17 protein-coding genes are annotated in these 17,745 nt (G+C 69.6%); 10 read left to right on the plus strand and 7 right to left on the minus strand.

Features of this window, described 5'->3' with window-relative positions; genetic code table 11:
- Positions 1-6: 6 nt before the first annotated feature.
- Positions 7-1,347, plus strand: a complete 1,341-nt coding sequence (locus ABZW11_RS21685) for an O-antigen ligase family protein (protein ID WP_355419704.1) — start codon at positions 7-9, stop codon at positions 1,345-1,347.
- Here the strand turns inward: ABZW11_RS21685 and rfbC are convergent.
- Positions 1,286-1,831: a dTDP-4-dehydrorhamnose 3,5-epimerase gene (gene rfbC / locus ABZW11_RS21690; RefSeq protein ID WP_355419706.1), complete on the minus strand. Its 546-nt coding sequence runs from the start codon at positions 1,829-1,831 to the stop codon at positions 1,286-1,288. The genes ABZW11_RS21685 and rfbC overlap by 62 nt on opposite strands.
- Before the next feature lie 154 nt (positions 1,832-1,985).
- On the opposite strand from rfbC, the gene ABZW11_RS21695 reads away from it, so the two are divergent.
- Genes ABZW11_RS21695 through ABZW11_RS21710 form a run of 4 tightly spaced genes read left to right on the plus strand, consistent with a single transcriptional unit; the run spans position 1,986 to position 7,440 of the window.
- Positions 1,986-2,741, plus strand: coding sequence for a WecB/TagA/CpsF family glycosyltransferase (locus ABZW11_RS21695; protein ID WP_355419708.1), 756 nt, complete (start codon positions 1,986-1,988; stop codon positions 2,739-2,741).
- Positions 2,742-2,765: 24 nt separating this feature from the next.
- Positions 2,766-4,859, plus strand: coding sequence for a glycosyltransferase (locus ABZW11_RS21700; RefSeq protein WP_355419710.1), 2,094 nt, complete (start codon positions 2,766-2,768; stop codon positions 4,857-4,859).
- On the plus strand, positions 4,856-6,139 hold the full coding sequence (locus tag ABZW11_RS21705; RefSeq protein WP_355419712.1) for a hypothetical protein: 1,284 nt from the start codon (positions 4,856-4,858) through the stop codon (positions 6,137-6,139). Before ABZW11_RS21700 ends, ABZW11_RS21705 begins: the two co-directional genes overlap by 4 nt.
- A 41-nt stretch (positions 6,140-6,180) precedes the next feature.
- Entirely contained in the window at positions 6,181-7,440 is a 1,260-nt protein-coding gene (locus ABZW11_RS21710) for a hypothetical protein (protein WP_355419714.1), read from the plus strand.
- Here the strand turns inward: ABZW11_RS21710 and ABZW11_RS21715 are convergent, their stop codons facing one another.
- The 5 genes from ABZW11_RS21715 to ndhC all read right to left on the minus strand — a co-directional run bounded on the left by ABZW11_RS21715 (position 7,441) and on the right by ndhC (position 13,530).
- A complete protein-coding gene (locus ABZW11_RS21715) occupies positions 7,441-8,322 on the minus strand; it encodes an NAD-dependent epimerase/dehydratase family protein (RefSeq protein WP_355419716.1) in 882 nt (293 codons plus the stop codon).
- Positions 8,323-8,459: 137 nt separating this feature from the next.
- Positions 8,460-9,506 (minus strand): 2-oxoacid:ferredoxin oxidoreductase subunit beta, encoded by a 1,047-nt coding sequence (locus ABZW11_RS21720; protein WP_355419718.1) that lies wholly within the window; start codon positions 9,504-9,506, stop codon positions 8,460-8,462.
- Positions 9,499-11,343, minus strand: a complete 1,845-nt coding sequence (locus tag ABZW11_RS21725) for a 2-oxoacid:acceptor oxidoreductase subunit alpha (protein ID WP_355419720.1) — start codon at positions 11,341-11,343, stop codon at positions 9,499-9,501. Before ABZW11_RS21725 ends, ABZW11_RS21720 begins: the two co-directional genes overlap by 8 nt.
- A gap of 249 nt (positions 11,344-11,592) precedes the next feature.
- Complete coding sequence (locus ABZW11_RS21730) at positions 11,593-13,074, minus strand: polysaccharide deacetylase family protein (protein WP_355419722.1); 1,482 nt, start codon at positions 13,072-13,074, stop codon at positions 11,593-11,595.
- An 84-nt stretch (positions 13,075-13,158) separates the two neighbouring features.
- Positions 13,159-13,530, minus strand: coding sequence for an NADH-quinone oxidoreductase subunit A (gene ndhC, locus ABZW11_RS21735; RefSeq protein ID WP_345394563.1), 372 nt, complete (start codon positions 13,528-13,530; stop codon positions 13,159-13,161).
- Between the two features lie 221 nt (positions 13,531-13,751).
- On the opposite strand from ndhC, the gene ABZW11_RS21740 reads away from it, so the two are divergent.
- The 5 genes from ABZW11_RS21740 (at position 13,752) to ABZW11_RS21760 (ending at position 16,305) form a co-directional block, all read left to right on the plus strand.
- Positions 13,752-14,234, plus strand: a complete 483-nt coding sequence (locus ABZW11_RS21740) for an NADH-quinone oxidoreductase subunit B family protein (protein ID WP_355419885.1) — start codon at positions 13,752-13,754, stop codon at positions 14,232-14,234.
- Positions 14,231-14,785, plus strand: a complete 555-nt coding sequence (locus tag ABZW11_RS21745) for an NADH-quinone oxidoreductase subunit C (RefSeq protein WP_355419724.1) — start codon at positions 14,231-14,233, stop codon at positions 14,783-14,785. The genes ABZW11_RS21740 and ABZW11_RS21745 overlap by 4 nt, the downstream gene beginning before the upstream one ends.
- Positions 14,778-15,719, plus strand: a complete 942-nt coding sequence (gene nuoH / locus ABZW11_RS21750; protein ID WP_355419726.1) for an NADH-quinone oxidoreductase subunit NuoH — start codon at positions 14,778-14,780, stop codon at positions 15,717-15,719. The genes ABZW11_RS21745 and nuoH overlap by 8 nt, the downstream gene beginning before the upstream one ends.
- Positions 15,720-15,835: 116 nt before the next feature.
- Positions 15,836-15,967, plus strand: a complete 132-nt coding sequence (locus ABZW11_RS21755; protein WP_355419728.1) for a hypothetical protein — start codon at positions 15,836-15,838, stop codon at positions 15,965-15,967.
- Positions 15,968-16,158: 191 nt separating this feature from the next.
- Positions 16,159-16,305: a hypothetical protein gene (locus tag ABZW11_RS21760; protein WP_355419730.1), complete on the plus strand. Its 147-nt coding sequence runs from the start codon at positions 16,159-16,161 to the stop codon at positions 16,303-16,305.
- A gap of 32 nt (positions 16,306-16,337) precedes the next feature.
- Here the strand turns inward: ABZW11_RS21760 and ABZW11_RS21765 are convergent, their stop codons facing one another.
- A complete protein-coding gene (locus ABZW11_RS21765) occupies positions 16,338-17,588 on the minus strand; it encodes a serine/threonine-protein kinase (protein ID WP_355419732.1) in 1,251 nt (416 codons plus the stop codon).
- Positions 17,589-17,745 lie beyond the last annotated feature (157 nt).

Here is a 17,745-nt window from a genome sequence, read left to right on the forward strand (position 1 = left end):
GTCGTCATGCGGTCCCCGCGGGACGTGCGCGGCGCGGACAGCGCCACCCTGTGCGCCGTCTTCGTCGTGGTCCTCATCCTGGTGCCGGCCCGGCAGGTCATCGGCGGCCTGCCCTTCGACCTGACCTACGCCGAGGCCATCGGCCTGATCGCCGCGGCCTGGTGGTGCTGCGCCCACCTGACCAGCACGCTCGGAGCCGCCAAGGGCCCGAACATGGTCCGGTACGCCATCTACTTCTACGTGATCACCTTCCTGGTCACCTACGCCTACACCACCGCCGGCTTCCTGCCCTCCTACGAGCTCGCGCTGTCGGACCACGTCCTCGTCATCACCGTCGGGGTCGTCGGGATGGCGCTGCTCGCCGTGGACGGGATGTCCGGGCACGACCGCCTGGACCTGGTGCTGAAGACCCTCGTCGTCGCGGGCGCCATCATGGGCGTGATCGGCGGGCTGCAGTTCCTGTTCTCCTTGGACCTCACCCAATACCTGCAGATGCCCGGCTCCCGCCTGCGGACGGTCGAGGAGACGATCCTGCAACGCAACGGGGTCAACCGGGTCGCCTCGACGGCCACGCACCCCATCGAGTTCGGCGTGGTGTCGGCGATGGTGCTGCCGCTCGCCCTGCACTACGCCTTCGACGCCTGGGAGCGCGGCGCGCCCGCGCTGCGCTGGTGGTTCCTGTGCGCGCTGGTCGCCGGCGGGATGGCGTTCTCGGCCTCCCGTTCGACGGTGCTCGGTCTGGTGGCGTCGGGGCTGATCCTGCTCGCCGGCTGGAACAAGTCCCGGCGCCTGCGGGCGGGGGCGGGGCTGATCGGCTTCCTGGTGCTGCTGCGGCTGTTCGTCCCCGGCCTGCTCGGCGCGATCATCGGGTTGTTCAGCAACCTGGACAACGACGAGAGCCTGCGCTGGCGGACCAACGACTACAGCAGCGCGCTCGCCGAGTTCGCCCGGCACCCATGGCTCGGGCGGGGCAACGGCACCTGGTTCCCGCCGCACCATCCCGTCTTCGACAACCAGTACCTGCTGACCGCCGTGCAAGGCGGCGTCTTCGGACTGCTCGGCTTCGTCGGGCTCTTCGTCATCGGCATGCTGGCGGCGTTGCGTGCGAGGCGGATCAGCACGGACGCGCGTACCAGGGATCTCGGCCTGACGCTGGCGGCGGCGCTGGCCGTGCCCCTGCTCGGCTGCGCCACCTTCGATCTGAACTCCTTCACCACCGCGAACTCGCTGGCGTTCCTGCTGATCGGGCTGGCGGGCGCGCTGCTGCGCCTGGTACGCCGCGACGCTAGGGCGAGAGAAGCCGTAGCGCCTCCTTCCACGAACCCGCGGCCAGGTCCCGTGCGCTGATCGCGGTGACCGGCAGCGGCCAGGCGATGGCGAGGTCCGGATCGTCGTAGCGCACCGAGACGTCCTCCGCCGGGTCGTGCTCCCTGTCGATCCGGTAGCAGACGTCGGCCTCGCTGAGCGCCTGGTAGCCGTGCAGCAGGCCGGGCGGCACGTACAGGTGGACGAAGTCCCGGTCATCGAGCGTGACCGTCATCTGCCGGCCGAACGTGGGGGAGTCCGGCCGGGCATCCACCAGCACGTCGAACACCGCACCACGGGCGCATCTGACCAGCTTGGCCTCGCCGCGTCCGCTCCTGCCGTGCAAGGCCCTGACGGCGCCGGCGACCGTGCGCGACTGGCTGTCCTGGACGAAGGCGGCGGGGTCCAGCCCGTGCTCCTTCGCGAGGGCGGCGTCGAACGTCCTGGTGAACAGGCCGCGTTCGTCACGGTGCGGGGTGGGGGTGAACAGCAGTGTCCCGGCCAGCGGGCCGCGTTCCACTCTCATAGGGCCATCTTGGCCGTACGGACGTAACGGATAAAGCTTTGCTCCGATGACAAAAAGGAAGGACTGACGGCCAGGCACGTCAAGCCCGAGGAGGGGTGAGGACATTCCCGTGGACCGCTCCTCCGCAAGGAACGATCCAGCGTCCCGTGCGCGGGTGGGGGCCATCGAGGTCATGGCGCTGAGCGAGGCCGAAGTCGCCGAGCACGTCACCCACGCCTGGCGGAACGGCACGGGCGGTGCGATCGTGACCGCCAACGTGGACATCGTCCGGGCCGCGACCCGCGCTCCCGAGCTCGCCGCGCTGGTGGCCGAGTCCGAGCTGGTGGTGGCCGACGGCATGCCGGTCGTCTGGGCCGCCAGGCTCGCCGGGGCGCGTCTGCCGGACCGCGTCACCGGCGCGTCGCTGGTCTTCACCCTCGCCGCGAGCGCCGCCCGCGAGGACCGCTCGATCTTCCTGCTCGGAGGAGAGCCGGGAGTGCCACAGAAGGCCGGCGAGGTGCTGGCCGCGCGCTATCCGGGCCTGAAGGTGGCGGGATCGTACGCGCCGCCCTTCGGCTTCGAGCACGACTCGGGGGAGCTGGAGAAGACCGTGTCGCTGGTCCGCGCGGCCGCACCCGACCTGGTGCTGGTGGGGCTCGGCTTCCCCAAGCAGGAACGGCTCATCGCCGTGCTCCGCTCCGAACTGCCGTACGCCTGGTACCTGGGCTGCGGCGCCGGCATCCCCATGGCGGCCGGGCACTTCAGACGAGCGCCGCGCGCCCTGCAACGAGCGGGCGCCGAATGGCTCTTCAGGCTCGCGCTGGAGCCGCGCCGCCTCATCCGCCGCTATCTGCGCGACGACCTGCCCTTCGCGTTCGTCCTGCTGGCCGGCGCCGCCTGGCGGCGTCTGACCGCGGACCGCCGTCCCTGACTCCCGACAGATTGGCCACCGCCGATGAGCGTGCCCGCGATCGACCACCCCGCGCTTGCCGTCGTCATCGTCACCTACAACAGCGGCGAGGTCATCGAGGAGTGTCTGGCCAGCCTGGCGCCGGCCCTGCGCGGTGCCGGCGCCACCAGGACGATCGTGGTGGACAACGACTCCCGCGACGACACCGTGGCCAAGGTGCGCGCCGCAGGGCCCGGCGTGGAACTGGTCAGGACCGGCCGCAACGGCGGATTCGCCGCCGGCGTGAACGCGGGCGTCGAGGCGGCCGCCGGCTGCGACGTCCTCGTGCTCAACGCCGACATCAGGCTCCGGCCCGACTCCGTACGCCTGCTGCGTGAGAAGCTGCGCGAGCCGGGAGTCGGCATCGCGGTGCCCCGGCTGACGCACGCCGACGACAGCCTTCAGCTCACGCTGCGCCGCAGCCCCACCGTGCTGCGGGCACTCGGCGAGGCGCTGCTCGGCGGGCTGCGGGCGGGCAGGTACGCGCCCCTCGGCGAGCTGGTGGTCGACCCCCGTGCCTACGACCGGCCCGCCTATCCCGAGTGGGCCACCGGCGCGGCCTGGCTGGTCTCCCGCGACTGCCTGGACACCGCGGGCCTCCTCGACGAGCGGTACTTCCTGTACTCGGAGGAGACCGAGTACATGCTGCGCGTCCGCGACCACGGCTTCTCCGTCGCCTACGAACCACGGGCGCGGGCCGTGCATCTCGGCGGCGAGCAGGACAGGTCCAGCCCTCTCTGGACGATGTCCGCGCTCAACCGTGTCCGGCTGCACCGCGAGCGGTACGGCCGGGTTCGCGCACAGTTCATGCGCCTGGCCGTCGCGCTGAACGAGGCGCTGCGGGCCGTGGCACGCGGCCGGCGGGGCGGCACCCGCCACCGGCAGGCCCTGCGCGAGCTGATGACCATGCCCGAGTGGCCCGCCCAGGCCGGGGCGGCGGCGGAGCCGCCGCCTTACGTCTGCTTCTCCGCCCAGGACTGGTGGTACCACAACAGGTCGCACTCGGACTTCCAGCTCATGCGGCACCTCGCCGGCTCGCGCCGCGTCCTGATCGTCAACAGCATCGGCATGCGCATGCCCACGCCCGGCCGTACGAGATTCGTGGCGAGGCGTATCGTCAGGAAGCTGCGCAGTGTGGCCAAGTTCGTCCGGAAGGTCGAGCCGCGCTTATGGGTCATGTCACCCTTACCGCTGCCCCTCTACCGAAGCCCCTGGGGCCGGGCACTGAACGCGCGGCTGATCAGGGCCCAGGTACGGGTGGTCTGCGCCCTGCTGGGCCTGCGCCACCCGGTGATCATGGTGACGATCCCGACCGCCTGGGACGCCGTGCGCCCCATGAGCCGGCGCGCCCTGATCTTCAACCGCTCCGACCGCCACTCGGACTTCCCCGAGTCCGACCGCGCCACCATCGAGTCACTCGAACGTGCCCTGCTGGAACGTGCCGATCATGTCGTCTACGCCAGCCGGGCGCTCATGCGCGCGGAGGCTCCGCTGACCGGGACGCGGGCGCACTTCCTCGACCACGGCGTGGACCTGGAGCTCTTCACCCCCGTGCCCGAGAACAAGCAGCCGGACGACCTGCTGGCCATCCCCGGCCCGCGCATCGGCTTCTTCGGCGCGCTGGACGACTTCGTCGTCGACTTCGAGCTGCTCGAACGGGTCGCCGTGGAGCTGCCGGAGACGTCGATCGTGCTGATCGGCGACGCGAACGGTGACATCGGGCGGCTGACGAAGCATCCCAACGTCCACTGGCTCGGCTTCCGTCCCTACCAGGTCATCCCCGCGTACGGCTCCGGCTTCGACGTCGCGATCATGCCCTGGCTGGCCAATGACTGGATCAGGCACGCCAATCCGATCAAGCTCAAGGAGTTCCTGGCACTCGGCCTGCCGGTGGTCAGCACCGGCTTCGACGAACTGGCCCACTACGCGGGCCGGGTCAGGGTGGCCGCCACCCCGGAGGAGTTCGTCGAGGCGATCAGAACGAGCCTGGCCGACGGCCCGCCACAGTCAGCGGCGGCGCTGCGCGCGTCACTCGCCGACGCGTCCTGGGCGGGCCGGGCCGCCGCGCTGGCGGCGCTGACCGAACGGGCCCCCGGATGAGGCGGGCCACGCTGGCCAAGGTGGCGACGGTCGTGACGGCCGCCGCCCTCTCCGCCGGGGGCTGGATCTGGCTGCGGGACCATCCGGCGCCGCCCGCTCCGGCGTCGATGACGGCCGCCGGCATGTCCCTGCGTCCGGTGCCCTGGGAAGGCGGCCAGGACGCGTACGCCGCCTGGCCACGGGTGGTCGAGGCGGGCTGGACCGAGCCGTCGTTCTTCCCCGTGGGGCTGTGGTTCGCCGAGGTCCGCACGAACGAGCACGTCGCCGCGGATCGGGCCATGGGCGTCAACACCTACCTCGAGCTGACCCGCGGCAGCCGTCCCCGTCTGCTGCGCAAGGCCGGGATGACCGCGTTGACCACCGAACGCGCGCCGGGCACGGGCACGGAGACCGTGGGGGCCACGCTCGCCGGCAAGGCCGACGAGTGGGCGGGCATCGGCCGGGCCGACTGGAGCGGCAAGGCCGGGCCCACACCGTGCCGGCCGAAGCTGTCGTACTGCGGTTACACGGTGCTGGACACGCTCGCCGAAGAGCTGCCCGGCCGGAACCGTCCCGTCTACGTCACCTTCGGCAAAGGCGTCGTTCACCAGGCCACCGAGGAGCAGGGCGGCAAATTCGTCAACGGCTACGCCGACCTGATCGGCGTGGACGTGGCCTGGTACACCGACGAGAACGTCTGCGCCGAGGCCGCCCGCTGGCGGCAGCTTCCCCTCGCCCAGTGCCGCGTGGCCGCCAATTACGGCGCGACCGTGGACCGGATCAGGGAGCTCGACGCCCTCGACGGCCGGCGGAGATCCGTCTTCGCCGTCATCTCCCTCGCCGGTCTGTCCCCGGGCCAGGTGGGCGGCGCGGTGATGAGCTCGCTCATCCACGGCGCGCGCGGCATCGTCTACGACGCCCACAGCCGGGGGTCGCGCTGCGCGAGCGACAACCTGCTGCGCAGCGCCTGCGGCGCGCCCGTGAGGAAGGCCGTGACCGAGCTCGGAGCGCTGATCGGACGGCTCGCTCCCGTGCTCAACGGCCAGTCGTACGCCTACGACTTCGCGCCGGAGCTGGACACCATGCTCAAGGAGCACGACGGTGCCTACTACCTGTTCGCCATGCTCGGCCGCGGTACGGCGAGCGGCCACCACACGCTCACCGTGCCGGCGAACCTGTCGCCGGCCGGCCGCATCGAGGATCATCTGACCGGACGGCCGGTGAAGGTCGACGGGGAAGGCCGCTTCACCGCGACCTTCACCACCGAGCACGCCTACCACGTCTATCGGATCACCCCATAGCTGGGAGGAACATGGCTTCGCGGAAGGTATCGAAGTGGGTCTTGCTGATTCCGCTGGTGCTGCTGGTCGGCGTGGGCTGGGTCATCGCGCAGGTGGGGGCGACGGCCGAGCGGTTCGACCTGCCGCGGATCCCCTGGGAAGGCGGCCCGGCCTACTACGCCGGCTACCGCGCGCCCAAGGAGGCGGGGTGGACGGACCCGGCGTTCTTCCCGATCGGCGTCTGGTTCGAGTCCGTCCTCGAGGAGCGTGACGTCCGCCTCGACAAGGAGGCCGGGCTCAACACCTACGTCGAGCTGACCGCCAACAGCGACATGAAGCTGATCCGCGAGCACGGCATGTACGCCATGACCAGCAAACCCCTGCCGAGCACGGGCAGCGAGACGGTCGGCTGGCTCCTCACCGACGAGCCTGACATGTTCGCCGGCCCCGGCGACGGCGTCTGGAGCGGCAAGTTCCCCGGCGAGGGCCAGATCTGCGTCCCCGAGAAGCCGCCCTGCGGCTACACGGTGATGCGCACGCTGAAGGACAAGCTCCCCAAGGACGACGGCCGACTGCACTACGCCAACTTCGGCAAGGGCGTGGCCATGTGGGAGCCGGACGCAGAGGCGAGCAAGTTCGTCAACACCTACACCGACGTCCTGTCCACCGACATCTACTGGTACACCGACGCCCACATCTGCTCCGAGGCGGAGCACTGGCTGCAGCAGGCCCGTGACCGTTGCCCACGGGCCGCGAACTACGGCCAGGTCGTCGAGCGGACCCGGCGGCTCGACGCGCTGGACGGCCGCCTCCAGCCGGTCTACGCGTTCGTCGAGGTGGGCTGGCCCGGCGCCAACGGCCGTCAGGCCATCACCGCCGACGAGATCGGCGGAGCCGTCATGAACGCCCTCATCCACGAGGCGCGCGGCGTCATCTACTTCAACCACAGCTTCGGCGGGCCCTGCGTCAGCCAGCACGTGCTGCGCGAACCGTGCAACAAGGACATCCGCGCGGCCGTGACGGAGCTGAACCGGCGGATCACCTCCCTGGCGCCGGTGCTCAACACACAGTCGTACACGCACACCTTCGAACCCCGGCTCGACACGATGCTCAAGGAGCACGATGGCTCCTACTACGTCTTCGCCACCGTGGGGAAGCAGGGCTCGCCGGGTTCGTACCGGTTGCGGCTGCCCGCCGCGCTCGCCTCGGCCGGCAGCGCCGAGGTGCTCTTCGAGAACCGGTCCGTGCCCATCCGTGACGGCGTCATCGCCGACGGCTTCGAGCGGCTGGACTCGTACCACATCTATCGGATCACACCGTGATCAGGTGAGCCGCTCCGCGTACCAGGCGAGGGTGCGACGCAGCCCGTCGGCCAGGCCGACCGTCGGACGCCAGCCGATCAGGTCGAGAGCCGGGCCGGTGTCGGCCACCTGCGTGATGTCCAGCGCCCGATCGGCCACCGCGCCGAAGGGCGGCTCGGCCGTGCTGCCCGCCAGCTCGTAGAGCAGCTCGACCACCTCGCGCACCGAGGTCTCGACGCCCGTCCCCACGTCGAAGGAGCGGCCGACGGCACGGTCGCTGTCCGCCGCGGCGACGAACGCCTCCACGACATCGTCCACGTACACCCAGTCGGCCACCTTGGCGCCGCTGGTCAGGCGCGGCTCCTCGCCCCGCAGCAAGGCCAGCGCCACGTACGGGACCAGCTTGGTGGTGTCGCGTTGCGCGGGCCCGTACACCATGGAAGGGCGCAGGACCGTGCACGGCAGCCCCCACAGCCGCTGGTACAGGTCGGCGTAGCCGGTCGCGGCGTGCTTGGCCATCGCGTACGGCGACGGCGCGGCGGCGTGGCCGTTGCCCGGCCGCGGCTCCTCGATCGAGCCGGTCAGCACGGTCCTGACGGCGTGCGCGCGAGCCGCGTCGAGCACGTTGACCGCGGCGACGAGGTTGCCCGCCAGCGTGATCCGCACCATCGCCGGGTCCCTGCCCCCGTTGACCTCGCTCGCCAGATGGAACACGACGTCGGGCCGTACCGTCCGCACCAGCTCGGCCGTGGCCTCCGCGTCGCGCAGATCCACCTGGTGGACCCCGCCCGCCCGGCTCACGGTGTGGACCTCGGCCCCCAGCGCGGCCAGGCGTGCGGCGAGGTGCCCGCCGATGAACCCCGACGCCCCCGTCACCAGGGCCCGCCTGCCCGTCCACGTCATCAGCGCACCTTCCCCCCGGCCCCCGGCCCCCCACGGCCCGGTCACAGGTGTATCCCGGCCCGCCCGCACGCCGTTACGTCCCCTGGAACGCCGAACGCCGCCGCCCTCGCAGGGGGCGGCGGCGTTCAGAGGCGGTTTCAGCTGATGCGCCAGGTGTCTCCACCCATGAGCAGGTCGCTCAGGTCGCCGGGACCCTTCTGCGCCACGGACTCCTCCAGCTGCTCGGCCATCAGCGACTCGTAGGACGGCCGGTCGACGCTGCGGAAGATGCCGATCGGCACGTGCTCGAACGCCGGCTCGTCGAGCCTGCTGAGCGCGAACGCCACCGACGGGTCGGGGCTGTGGGCGTCGTGCACGAGGATCTGGTCCTCGCTCACGCTGTCGCGGGCCACGACCTCGATGCCGCCGGCCGGGCCGCGTACGACGGCCTTGCTCGCGCTCACGATCGGCTGGCCGTGCTCGAGCCGCAGCGTGATGTCGTCGCGGACCTCAGGGTCCTTGAGCTGCTCGAAGGCGTTGTCGTTGAAGATGTTGCAGTTCTGGTAGATCTCGACCAGCGACGTGCCGCGGTGGGCGGTCGCCTCGCGCAGCACCGACTGCAGGTGCTTGCGGTCGGAGTCGATGGTGCGGGCCACGAACGACGCCTCGGCGCCGATGGCCAGCGAGATCGGGTTGAACGGCTTGTCCAGCGAGCCCATCGGGGTCGACTTGGTGATCTTGCCGACCTCGGAGGTGGGGGAGTACTGGCCCTTCGTCAGACCGTAGATCCGGTTGTTGAACAGCAGGATGTTGAGGTTGACGTTGCGCCGCAGCGCGTGGATGAGGTGGTTGCCGCCGATCGACAGCGCGTCACCGTCACCCGTGATCACCCACACGCTCAGGTCGGGCCTGCTGGCCGCGAGTCCGGTCGCGATGGCCGGCGCCCGCCCGTGGATGGAGTGGAAGCCGTAGGTGTTGAGGTAGTAGGGGAAGCGCGACGAGCAGCCGATGCCGGAGACGAACACGATGTTCTCGCGCTTCAGCCCCAGCTCGGGCAGGAAGCTCTGCACCGCGGCCAGGATCGCGTAGTCACCGCAGCCCGGGCACCAGCGCACCTCCTGGTCGGACTTGAAGTCCTTCAGGCCCTGCTTCACGTCGGTCTTGGGGACGAGCGACAGGCCCCTCCCGTTCACCAGCTCAGTCACTGTCGATCACGTCCTGGATGACTCCGGCCAGCTCCTCGGCCTTGAACGGGAGCCCGCGCACACGGTTGTAGCTGATCACGTCGACGAGGAACCTGGCCCGCAGCAGCAGCGCGAGCTGGCCCAGGTTGATCTCGGGCAGCAGCACCTTGTCGTAGCGCTTGAGCACCTCGCCGGTGTTGGCGGGCAGCGGGTTGAGGTGGCGCAGGTGGGCCTGGGCGACCTTGCCGCCGGCCTTCCTGATGCGGCGCACGGCCGCGGCGATCGGCCCGTACGTCGAGCCCCACCCGATGACCAGCACCTTCGCCTCGCCGTCCGGATCGTCGACGGCCAGGTCGGGCACGTCGATGCCGGCGATCTTGGCGGCGCGGGTGCGCACCATCAGGTCGTGGTTGTCGGGGTCATAGGAGATGTTGCCGGTGCCGTCGGCCTTCTCGATGCCGCCGATGCGGTGCTCGAGCCCGGCGGTGCCGGGGATGGCCCACGGGCGGGCGAGCGTCTCGGCGTCGCGCTTGAACGGCAGGAACGCGCCGTCGTCGCCGTTTGGCTCGGTGGTGAACGGCTGCGAGATGTCCGGCAGCTCCGACACCTCGGGCAGGCGCCACGGCTCGGAGCCGTTGGCGAGGTAGCCGTCGGAGAGCAGCATGACCGGGGTGCGGTACTTCACCGCGATCCTGGCCGCCTCGACCGCCGCGTCGAAGCAGTCGCTCGGCGACATCGGCGCCACGACCGGCACCGGCGACTCGCCGTTGCGGCCGAACAGCGCCATCAGCAGGTCGGTCTGCTCGGTCTTGGTCGGCATGCCGGTGCTGGGGCCCGCGCGCTGCACGTCCACGACGATCAGCGGCAGCTCGGTGGTGACCGCGAGGCCGACCGTCTCCGCCTTCAGCGCCACCCCAGGGCCGCTCGTGGTGGTCACGCCGAGCGCGCCGCCGAACGCGGCCCCGAGCGCCGCGCCGACGCCCGCGATCTCGTCCTCCGCCTGGAACGTGCGGATGCCGAACCGCTTGTGCTTGGACAGCTCGTGCAGGATGTCGCTGGCCGGGGTGATCGGGTAGGACCCGAGGAACAGCGGCAGCTTCGACTGCACGCTCGCGGCGATCAATCCGTAGGCCAGCGCCTGGTTGCCGGAGATGTTGCGATAGACGCCCGGCGCCAGCCTGGCCGGCCTGACCTCGTACGAGACCGAGAACGACTCGGTCGTCTCCCCGTAGTTCCAGCCCGCCTGGAAGGCCGCGATGTTGGCCTTGGCGATATCGGGCTTACGCGCGAACTTCAGCTCAAGGAACTTGATCGTGTGCTCGGTCGGCCGGTGGTAGAGCCACGACAGCAGGCCGAGGGCGAACATGTTCTTCGACCGTTCGGCGTCCTTTTTGGACAGGTCGAAACCCTCAAGGGCCTTCACGGTGAGCGAGGTCAGCGGGACCGCGTGCACGCGCCACTCGCTGAGCGAGTCGTCCTCCAGCGGGTTGGCCGCGTAGCCGACCTTCTGCAGGTTGCGCTTGGTGAACTCGTCGGTGTTGGCGATGATGTCCGCGCCCTTGGGCAGGTCGCCCAGGTTGGCCTTGAGCGCGGCCGGGTTCATGGCCACCAGCACGTTGGGCGCGTCGCCCGGCGTGAGGATGTCGTGGTCGGCGAAGTGGAGCTGGAAGCTCGACACACCCGGCAGGGTGCCTGCGGGGGCGCGGATCTCGGCGGGGAAGTTGGGGAGCGTCGACAAGTCGTTGCCGAACTCCGCCGTGCCGGCGGTGAAGCGGTCGCCGGTGAGCTGCATTCCGTCGCCGGAGTCACCGGCGAACCTGATGATCACGCGGTCGAGTTGCTGGACCTGCTTCGTCACAGCTCAGTCCTCCTCGACGCGCCACTGCGCGGTTGCCTTAGGCGCGTTCTCTGTTTCCATGCTAGATCCTCGGAAGGTCACGCGTTTGCATGCCACCCAAAGCGGGTAAACGCGGTCGGAGTCAGGTCAGGGTGAGGTGAGAGAGCGACGACACAGCCCGGCGGCCAGCCTGCAGAGGTCTACATGCAGGCGGGCGAACAGGACGGTTCGGGTCACGAGCGCCAACTATACGTCCCCCCAACACGTGCGCTACGTCAGGGGCTGCTTACCCGACAGCTCGTTCCCTGACCTGTACATGCGGCCGGCCTGCATCCCCGCAGAGCCGTACAACTCAGGAACGGTCACCAAGCTGTAACCCTTCCCGCGCAACCTTTTGAGGATGTCCGGAACCGCATCCACGGTTTCCCGATGAATGTCGTGCATGAGAATGATCGCACCTGGATGCGCTTCGCGCACGACCCGGTCCGCGATGTCGGACGCCTCGGTGGCCGTCTGGTCCTTCGGGTCCACGTCCCAGGTGACCACCGAGCAGCCCATCTCACGTGCGACGTCGCGTACCTTCTGGCTCACCGCCCCGTACGGCGGCCGCACCAGCGTGGGCGTCTGCCCGATGACCTCCGACACCGCGTCCGAGGTCTTCCCGAGGGAGTCGGCGACCTTGCTGCTCGGCTGCTTCGACAGGTCCCTGTGGGCCCAGCTGTGGTTGCCGACCAGGTGGCCCTCCATGCTCATCCGCCGGACCAGCGCGGGCTCCGACGCCACGCCGCCGCCGACCGTGAAGAACGTCGCCCGCGCCCGCCGCTCCGCCAGCAGGTCGAGGAGCCGTCCCGTGTACGGGCCAGGGCCGTCGTCGAACGTCAGCGCCACGCACTTGCGCTTCGCGCAGTCCACGTTGCCCGCCCGGTTGCTGACCGCGTCTGGGCTGCTCGTGGCCGCGAAGCCGGGGTTCACCGGGTGCGCCGACCGCCTGGCCGCCTCCCGCACCGCCTGCTGCGCCCGCCGTCCCAGGTCCGACAGCAGCGGCGCCACCTGCTGCGCCGGTACGGCCACCGCCACCCGGCCGAGCGAGCACCTGCCGACCTCGCAGTCGTCGAACTCGACCACCAGGTCGCCGTTCCTGTTGAACGCCATGGAGTCGAACGTGTCCGCGTCGGCCGTCACCCGGCTGCGCTCCACCTGCGCGCCGCGCTCCGCGAGCGCCTCCTTGACCAGGGCCGCCAGCCTGTCGAGCGCCGGCCTGCCCGCCAGCAGCCCCGTCGATCGCGCGGCCTTGCCGCTGCGCGGGTCGAACCAGTACGTACGCGTGGAGTTGCCCCAGTTCGTGCCCAGAAACTCGCCGGTCCGCAGGCGCACCCCGACCGCCTCGGGGGAGGTGGCGGCGAACTGCCACTCCACGTTCAGCTCCGGCTTGGGGAGGATGGGGGCCTCGCCGCGGGTCGTGCGCCTGAAGTCCTTGAGCTGCCGCTCCGCGCCGGCCTTGAGCATCCGGTTGAGTGCTGGGGCGCCGGCCAGCACCGGGTACTTGATGTGCACGTATCTGCCGGCCGTGGAGTCGCCTTCCGTGACGGTCGCGGTGGACAGGCCGACGACGGTGGCGGGATCGACGAAGTCGATCAGCGTCGGCTCTGCCGGGACCATGATGTTCCTCCCGTTGGAGGCGGCGGCGAGGCCGCAACCGGAGGCCGAGAGGGCCAGCAGAGCGATTCCCGTACCGAATCGCGATTTGTGCATGCTTGTCAGGTTATGGGTGCGATCTTCCGGTTTACCCGGATTTTGTGTGATCAGTCCGGACAATTTGACCGCTCTGGGCACCCGTCACGTCCAGCTGAGCACCCGCTTCCGCCACGCGTACAGGATCCCCAGCGCGATGAACCCCAGAAAGACGAACATCTCCACCAGCGTGGTCAGCCCGTACCCAGGCGCGTCGAACACCGTCGCCCACGGGAAGAGGAACACGGCGTCCACCGCGAACACCACGTACAGGTACGTGAACACGTAGTACCGAACCTGCGACTGCGCCCACCCCTCACCCACCGGGTCGACCCCGCACTCGTAGGTGGTCAGCTTCTCAGGAGTGGGCCGCGACGGCCGCAGCAACCGATTGGCGAAGAGCGCACCGGCGACGATCGCCACACCGATGGCAAGCAACGCGGCCACCAGCACATAGGAGCCGAAGTAGCCGTCCATGCCCGGATCGTAACCCGCCCCCGGCCCCCAACCCACCCCCACTCACCAACCTCGATTTCGTACTTCCTTCAACCGCCTCAGCCCTCACCCCACTCTCACCAACCCCTCCCGCACCACCCTTCCTTTGCCTGTCCTGTGATCCGCGCAAGAATGGCTGTATGGCAGCAACGGACCTCCCGATGCCCACAGTGGGCCCGGTTTCGCGCTTGGCGCCCAAGCCCATGCGCTTCATCCTCAACTGGGGCCGCCGCTACTCGCTGTGGGTGTTCAACTTCGGGCTGGCCTGCTGCGCCATCGAGTTCATCGCCGCCTCGACCAGCCGCCACGACTTCATCCGCTTCGGCGTCATCCCGTTCGCGAACGGCCCCAGGCAGGCCGACCTCATGATCGTCTCGGGCACGGTCACCGACAAGATGGCCCCCGCGGTCAAGCGCCTGTACGAGCAGATGCCCGACCCGAAATACGTGATCTCGTTCGGCGCCTGCTCCAACTCCGGCGGCCCGTACTGGGACTCCTACTGCGTCACGAACGGCGTCGACCAGATCATCCCCGTGGACGTCTACGTCCCGGGCTGCCCGCCCCGCCCCGAGGCCCTCCTGTACGGCATCACCAAGCTCCAGGAGAAGATCGCCGGTGAAAAGCTGACAGACCGCTACACCTGGTCCCGCTCCCACGCGGAGGACCCGTCCGGCGGCCAGGCATGAGCGCCGACCTCACAGCCGGCATCGAGGCCCATTTCGGCGACCACGCCGAGGTCACGGAGTCCTACGGCGACACCACCATCGACGTGCCCCCGACAGACTGGACGAACCTCCTCGAATACGCCCGCGACACCCTCGGCCACGCCTACTTCGACTGGCTGACGGGCGTCGACGAGCCTCCCGACACGTTCGCGATCGTGGCCCACGTCTACAACCCGGACACGCGACGCAGGCTGCTCCTCCGCACCCACGTTCCCCGCGACAACCCCCACCTCCCCACCGCCGTCCCCGTCTACCGGGGGGCGAACTGGCACGAGCGCGAGACGTACGAGATGTTCGGCGTGATCTTCGACGGCCACCCCAACCTCGTCCCGCTCCTGCTCCCCGACGGCTTCGAAGGCCACCCGCTGCGCAAGGACTTCATCCTGGCCGCCCGCGTGGCCAAGCCCTGGCCCGGCGCCAAGGAGCCCGGCGAATCGGGACACGGCGCCCCGAGCCGCCGCAAGACCCTTCCGCCCGGAGTTCCAGCCGACTGGGGGCCGCCCGATGCTTGAAGTGGTGCTGAGCTTCGTCGTCATCCTCGTCGTGTTCCTGGTGCTGCCGCTCATCGTCGGTCAGACGGAGCACAAGGTCATGGCCCACATGCAGTCGAGGCTCGGCCCCATGTACGCGGGCCGCTTCCACGGCTGGGCGCAGCTCATCGCCGACGGCGTGAAGTTCGCCCAGAAGGAGGACATCATCCCGGCCGCGGCCGACCGCCGCATCTTCATGATCGCCCCCGGGGTGGCGCTGGTTCCGTACCTCCTCGTCCTGATCGTCATCCCCATCGACCGCGGCCGTGCCGCCGTCGACCTCGACCTCGGCCTGTTCTTCGTCCTCGCCGTCATGGGCGTCGGCGTGCTCGGCTCGATCATGGCGGGCTGGGCGTCGGCCAACAAATACTCCGTGCTCGGCGGGATGCGCTCCGCGGCCCAGCTCATGTCGTACGAGCTGCCCCTCGTCCTCGCCGCCTCCTCGGTCGCGATGGCGGCCGGCACCCTGTCGCTGTCGGGGATCGTCGAGGTTTGGCAGTGGTGGTGGCTGCCGTGGCAGGCGATCGGGGGCATCGTCTTCTTCGTGGCCGGCCTCGCCGAGCTGCGCCGCCCGCCGTTCGACATGCCGATCGCCGAGTCCGAGATCATCATGGGCCCGATGACCGAGTACACCGGCATGCGGTTCGCCCTCTTCATGCTCGCCGAGTACGTCGGCATCGTCGTCCTGTCCTTCCTGACCACCGTGCTGTTCCTCGGCGGCTGGCACGGCCCGTTCCTGCCCGGCTGGCTCTGGACGCTGGTGAAGGTCTTCTTCCTGTCGTTCGTCGTGATCTGGCTGCGCGTGACGTACCCGCGGCTCCGCGAGGACCAGCTGCAGAAACTCGCCTGGGCGGTGCTCGTCCCCCTGGCCCTCGTCCAACTGGCCCTGACCGGCCTGATCAAAGTCCTGATCTGACCCGGTACGACCAATAATCCAATCTCTTTAGACCGAATTATTGGTCCTTGATACCCCTTCAACCGCCTACGTACGATCACCGTCCGAGAAGGAACGTCCCGTACGGAGGTGTTCACGTGCTCTCAAAGCGCCTGCTCGCGAAATTGGTCGTAGCCGCCGCCATCATCACCACCGGCATCCTGGCCGCCGCCCCCGCCAACGCCGTAACGGACCCGCCCAGCACCGACGGGTACATCTGGTCCAACTGACGGCACCCCGTCCAGCACCGACGGGTACATCTGGTCCAACTGACGGCACCCCGTCCAGCACCGACGGGTACATCTGGTCCAACTGACGGCACCCCGCCCAGCACCGACGGGGACACCTGGTCCAGCTGACCGCACCCGGCGCAGACCAGCTCCCCCGAGAGCCTCCAACCCACGCCCCCTGAAGGTGTCACATGATCTCGAAGAAAACAGCAGCGCAGGTCGTCGCAGCCATGGCGATCACCTTCGCCGGCATCATGGCCGCGAGCCCGGCCGATGCCGTCACCGATCCACCCAGTGGCGGCCAGGTCGGCACCAACGGCTTCACCTGGTCCGACTGAGAGCGCGGCCGGCGGGCATCGCGCCAGGCAGGTCAGCGGACGATGGCCAGCATCACGTCGGAGGCCGACGGACGATCCGTGGGCAGCTTGCTCAGGCAGGCGCCCACGACGTCGCGTAAGCCGGCCGGCAACCGCGACAGATCGGGAGAGTGATTGAGCACCCGATTGAACACCGCCGGCACCGTGTCCTCCCCGAACGCCGGCCGCCCGGTGGCCGCGAACACCATCGTCACCGCCCAGCTGAACACATCGGACGGCGGCCCCACGGTCTCGCCCTTGAGCTGCTCAGGCGACATATAAGGCGGAGTGCCCACCATCCTCCCGGACGTCATCGTCATCTGATCGAGCCCCCGGGCGATGCCGAAGTCGATCACCCGCGGCCCGTCGTGCCCGATCAGCACATTGCTCGGCTTGAAATCCCGGTGAACGACCCCCGCCTTGTGGATGGCCGCCAGCGCCCCGGCTGTGGACAACGCCAGCCGCGTCAGACCGTCCTCATCCCGGGGCCCGTGCTTCCTGACGAGCTGCTCCAGCGACGGCCCGTCCACGTACTCGCTGACGATGTACGCGTGCTGCCCGCCGATGTTCACGTCGAGCACCCGGGCTGTGGAAAACGTCGCCACCCGCCGCGCCGCCTCCACCTCCCGCGCGAACCTCGTCCTGGCCACGTCATCGACCAGATCGTGCAGCACCTTCACCGCCACCCGCACCCCGTTGGGCGCCATGGCGAGATAGACCGCCCCCTGCCCGCCGCGCCCGAGCTGCCGCTCCACGCGGTAGTGCCCGATCCACTGCGGCTGCCCCAGCGGCCGACGCACGGACGGAGCGGTGGTGCGCTGCCGCACGTCGACAGGGGGATGAGGAGTCGGAGTCGGAGTCGGGGTAGGAGTCACAGCCGGAGTGAAAACCGCAGTCATGCGAGCCCTGGCCATGAACGGCACCAGGATCCCTGAGTGGATGACCCCGCCGACCCAGCTGACCAGCAGTCCGATCGTGACGGGCACGGTCAGCGAGGCGGGAGCGTCCTCATAGGGGTAAGCCAGCACGGCGATGGTGAACGACCCGACGGCGATCAGATAGACACACGCCGCTACCCCATGCCAGACGTTACGCAGCCAGAACGCCGCGAACCCCACCGTGAACGGGGTCGCGAAACCGCAGGAGAGCAGCGGCAGACAGGCCCACACCACGGCGGCCGTCCACCGCAGGCCGCTCGGCCGGATCGGATGGCTGTGCTGCATGGCGGAGAGACTATCGCCCTGCCACCCGTTCATATCGGACATGCACACAGCTTGTGGATAACTACCCGCCAGCCTGTGGATAGCTGTGGAAAACCTGGGGACAACCCCCTCCCTCATTCACGTCCAGCCCCAAGTGCGTCATGATGTTGAACATGGGGCGGATACCGGGAGTGGGACTGGCGAAGGGGCTGTCCATCAC

Source organism: Nonomuraea sp. NPDC004580, assembly GCF_040609855.1.
GTDB classification, from domain to species: Bacteria; Actinomycetota; Actinomycetes; order Streptosporangiales; family Streptosporangiaceae; genus Nonomuraea; species Nonomuraea salmonea.

Coding starts and splice junctions, on each gene's coding strand:
- ABZW11_RS21685 (WP_355419704.1), top strand. CDS start 7: ATGCGGTCCCCGCGGGACGTGCGCGGCGCGGACAGCGCCACCCTGTGC.
- rfbC (WP_355419706.1), bottom strand. CDS start 1,831: ATGAGAGTGGAACGCGGCCCGCTGGCCGGGACACTGCTGTTCACCCCC.
- ABZW11_RS21700 (WP_355419710.1), top strand. CDS start 2,766: ATGAGCGTGCCCGCGATCGACCACCCCGCGCTTGCCGTCGTCATCGTC.
- ABZW11_RS21705 (WP_355419712.1), top strand. CDS start 4,856: ATGAGGCGGGCCACGCTGGCCAAGGTGGCGACGGTCGTGACGGCCGCC.
- ABZW11_RS21715 (WP_355419716.1), bottom strand. CDS start 8,322: ATGACGTGGACGGGCAGGCGGGCCCTGGTGACGGGGGCGTCGGGGTTC.
- ABZW11_RS21730 (WP_355419722.1), bottom strand. CDS start 13,074: ATGCACAAATCGCGATTCGGTACGGGAATCGCTCTGCTGGCCCTCTCG.
- ndhC (WP_345394563.1), bottom strand. CDS start 13,530: ATGGACGGCTACTTCGGCTCCTATGTGCTGGTGGCCGCGTTGCTTGCC.
- ABZW11_RS21740 (WP_355419885.1), top strand. CDS start 13,752: ATGCGCTTCATCCTCAACTGGGGCCGCCGCTACTCGCTGTGGGTGTTC.
- ABZW11_RS21745 (WP_355419724.1), top strand. CDS start 14,231: ATGAGCGCCGACCTCACAGCCGGCATCGAGGCCCATTTCGGCGACCAC.
- nuoH (WP_355419726.1), top strand. CDS start 14,778: ATGCTTGAAGTGGTGCTGAGCTTCGTCGTCATCCTCGTCGTGTTCCTG.
- ABZW11_RS21760 (WP_355419730.1), top strand. CDS start 16,159: ATGATCTCGAAGAAAACAGCAGCGCAGGTCGTCGCAGCCATGGCGATC.
- ABZW11_RS21765 (WP_355419732.1), bottom strand. CDS start 17,588: ATGTCCGATATGAACGGGTGGCAGGGCGATAGTCTCTCCGCCATGCAG.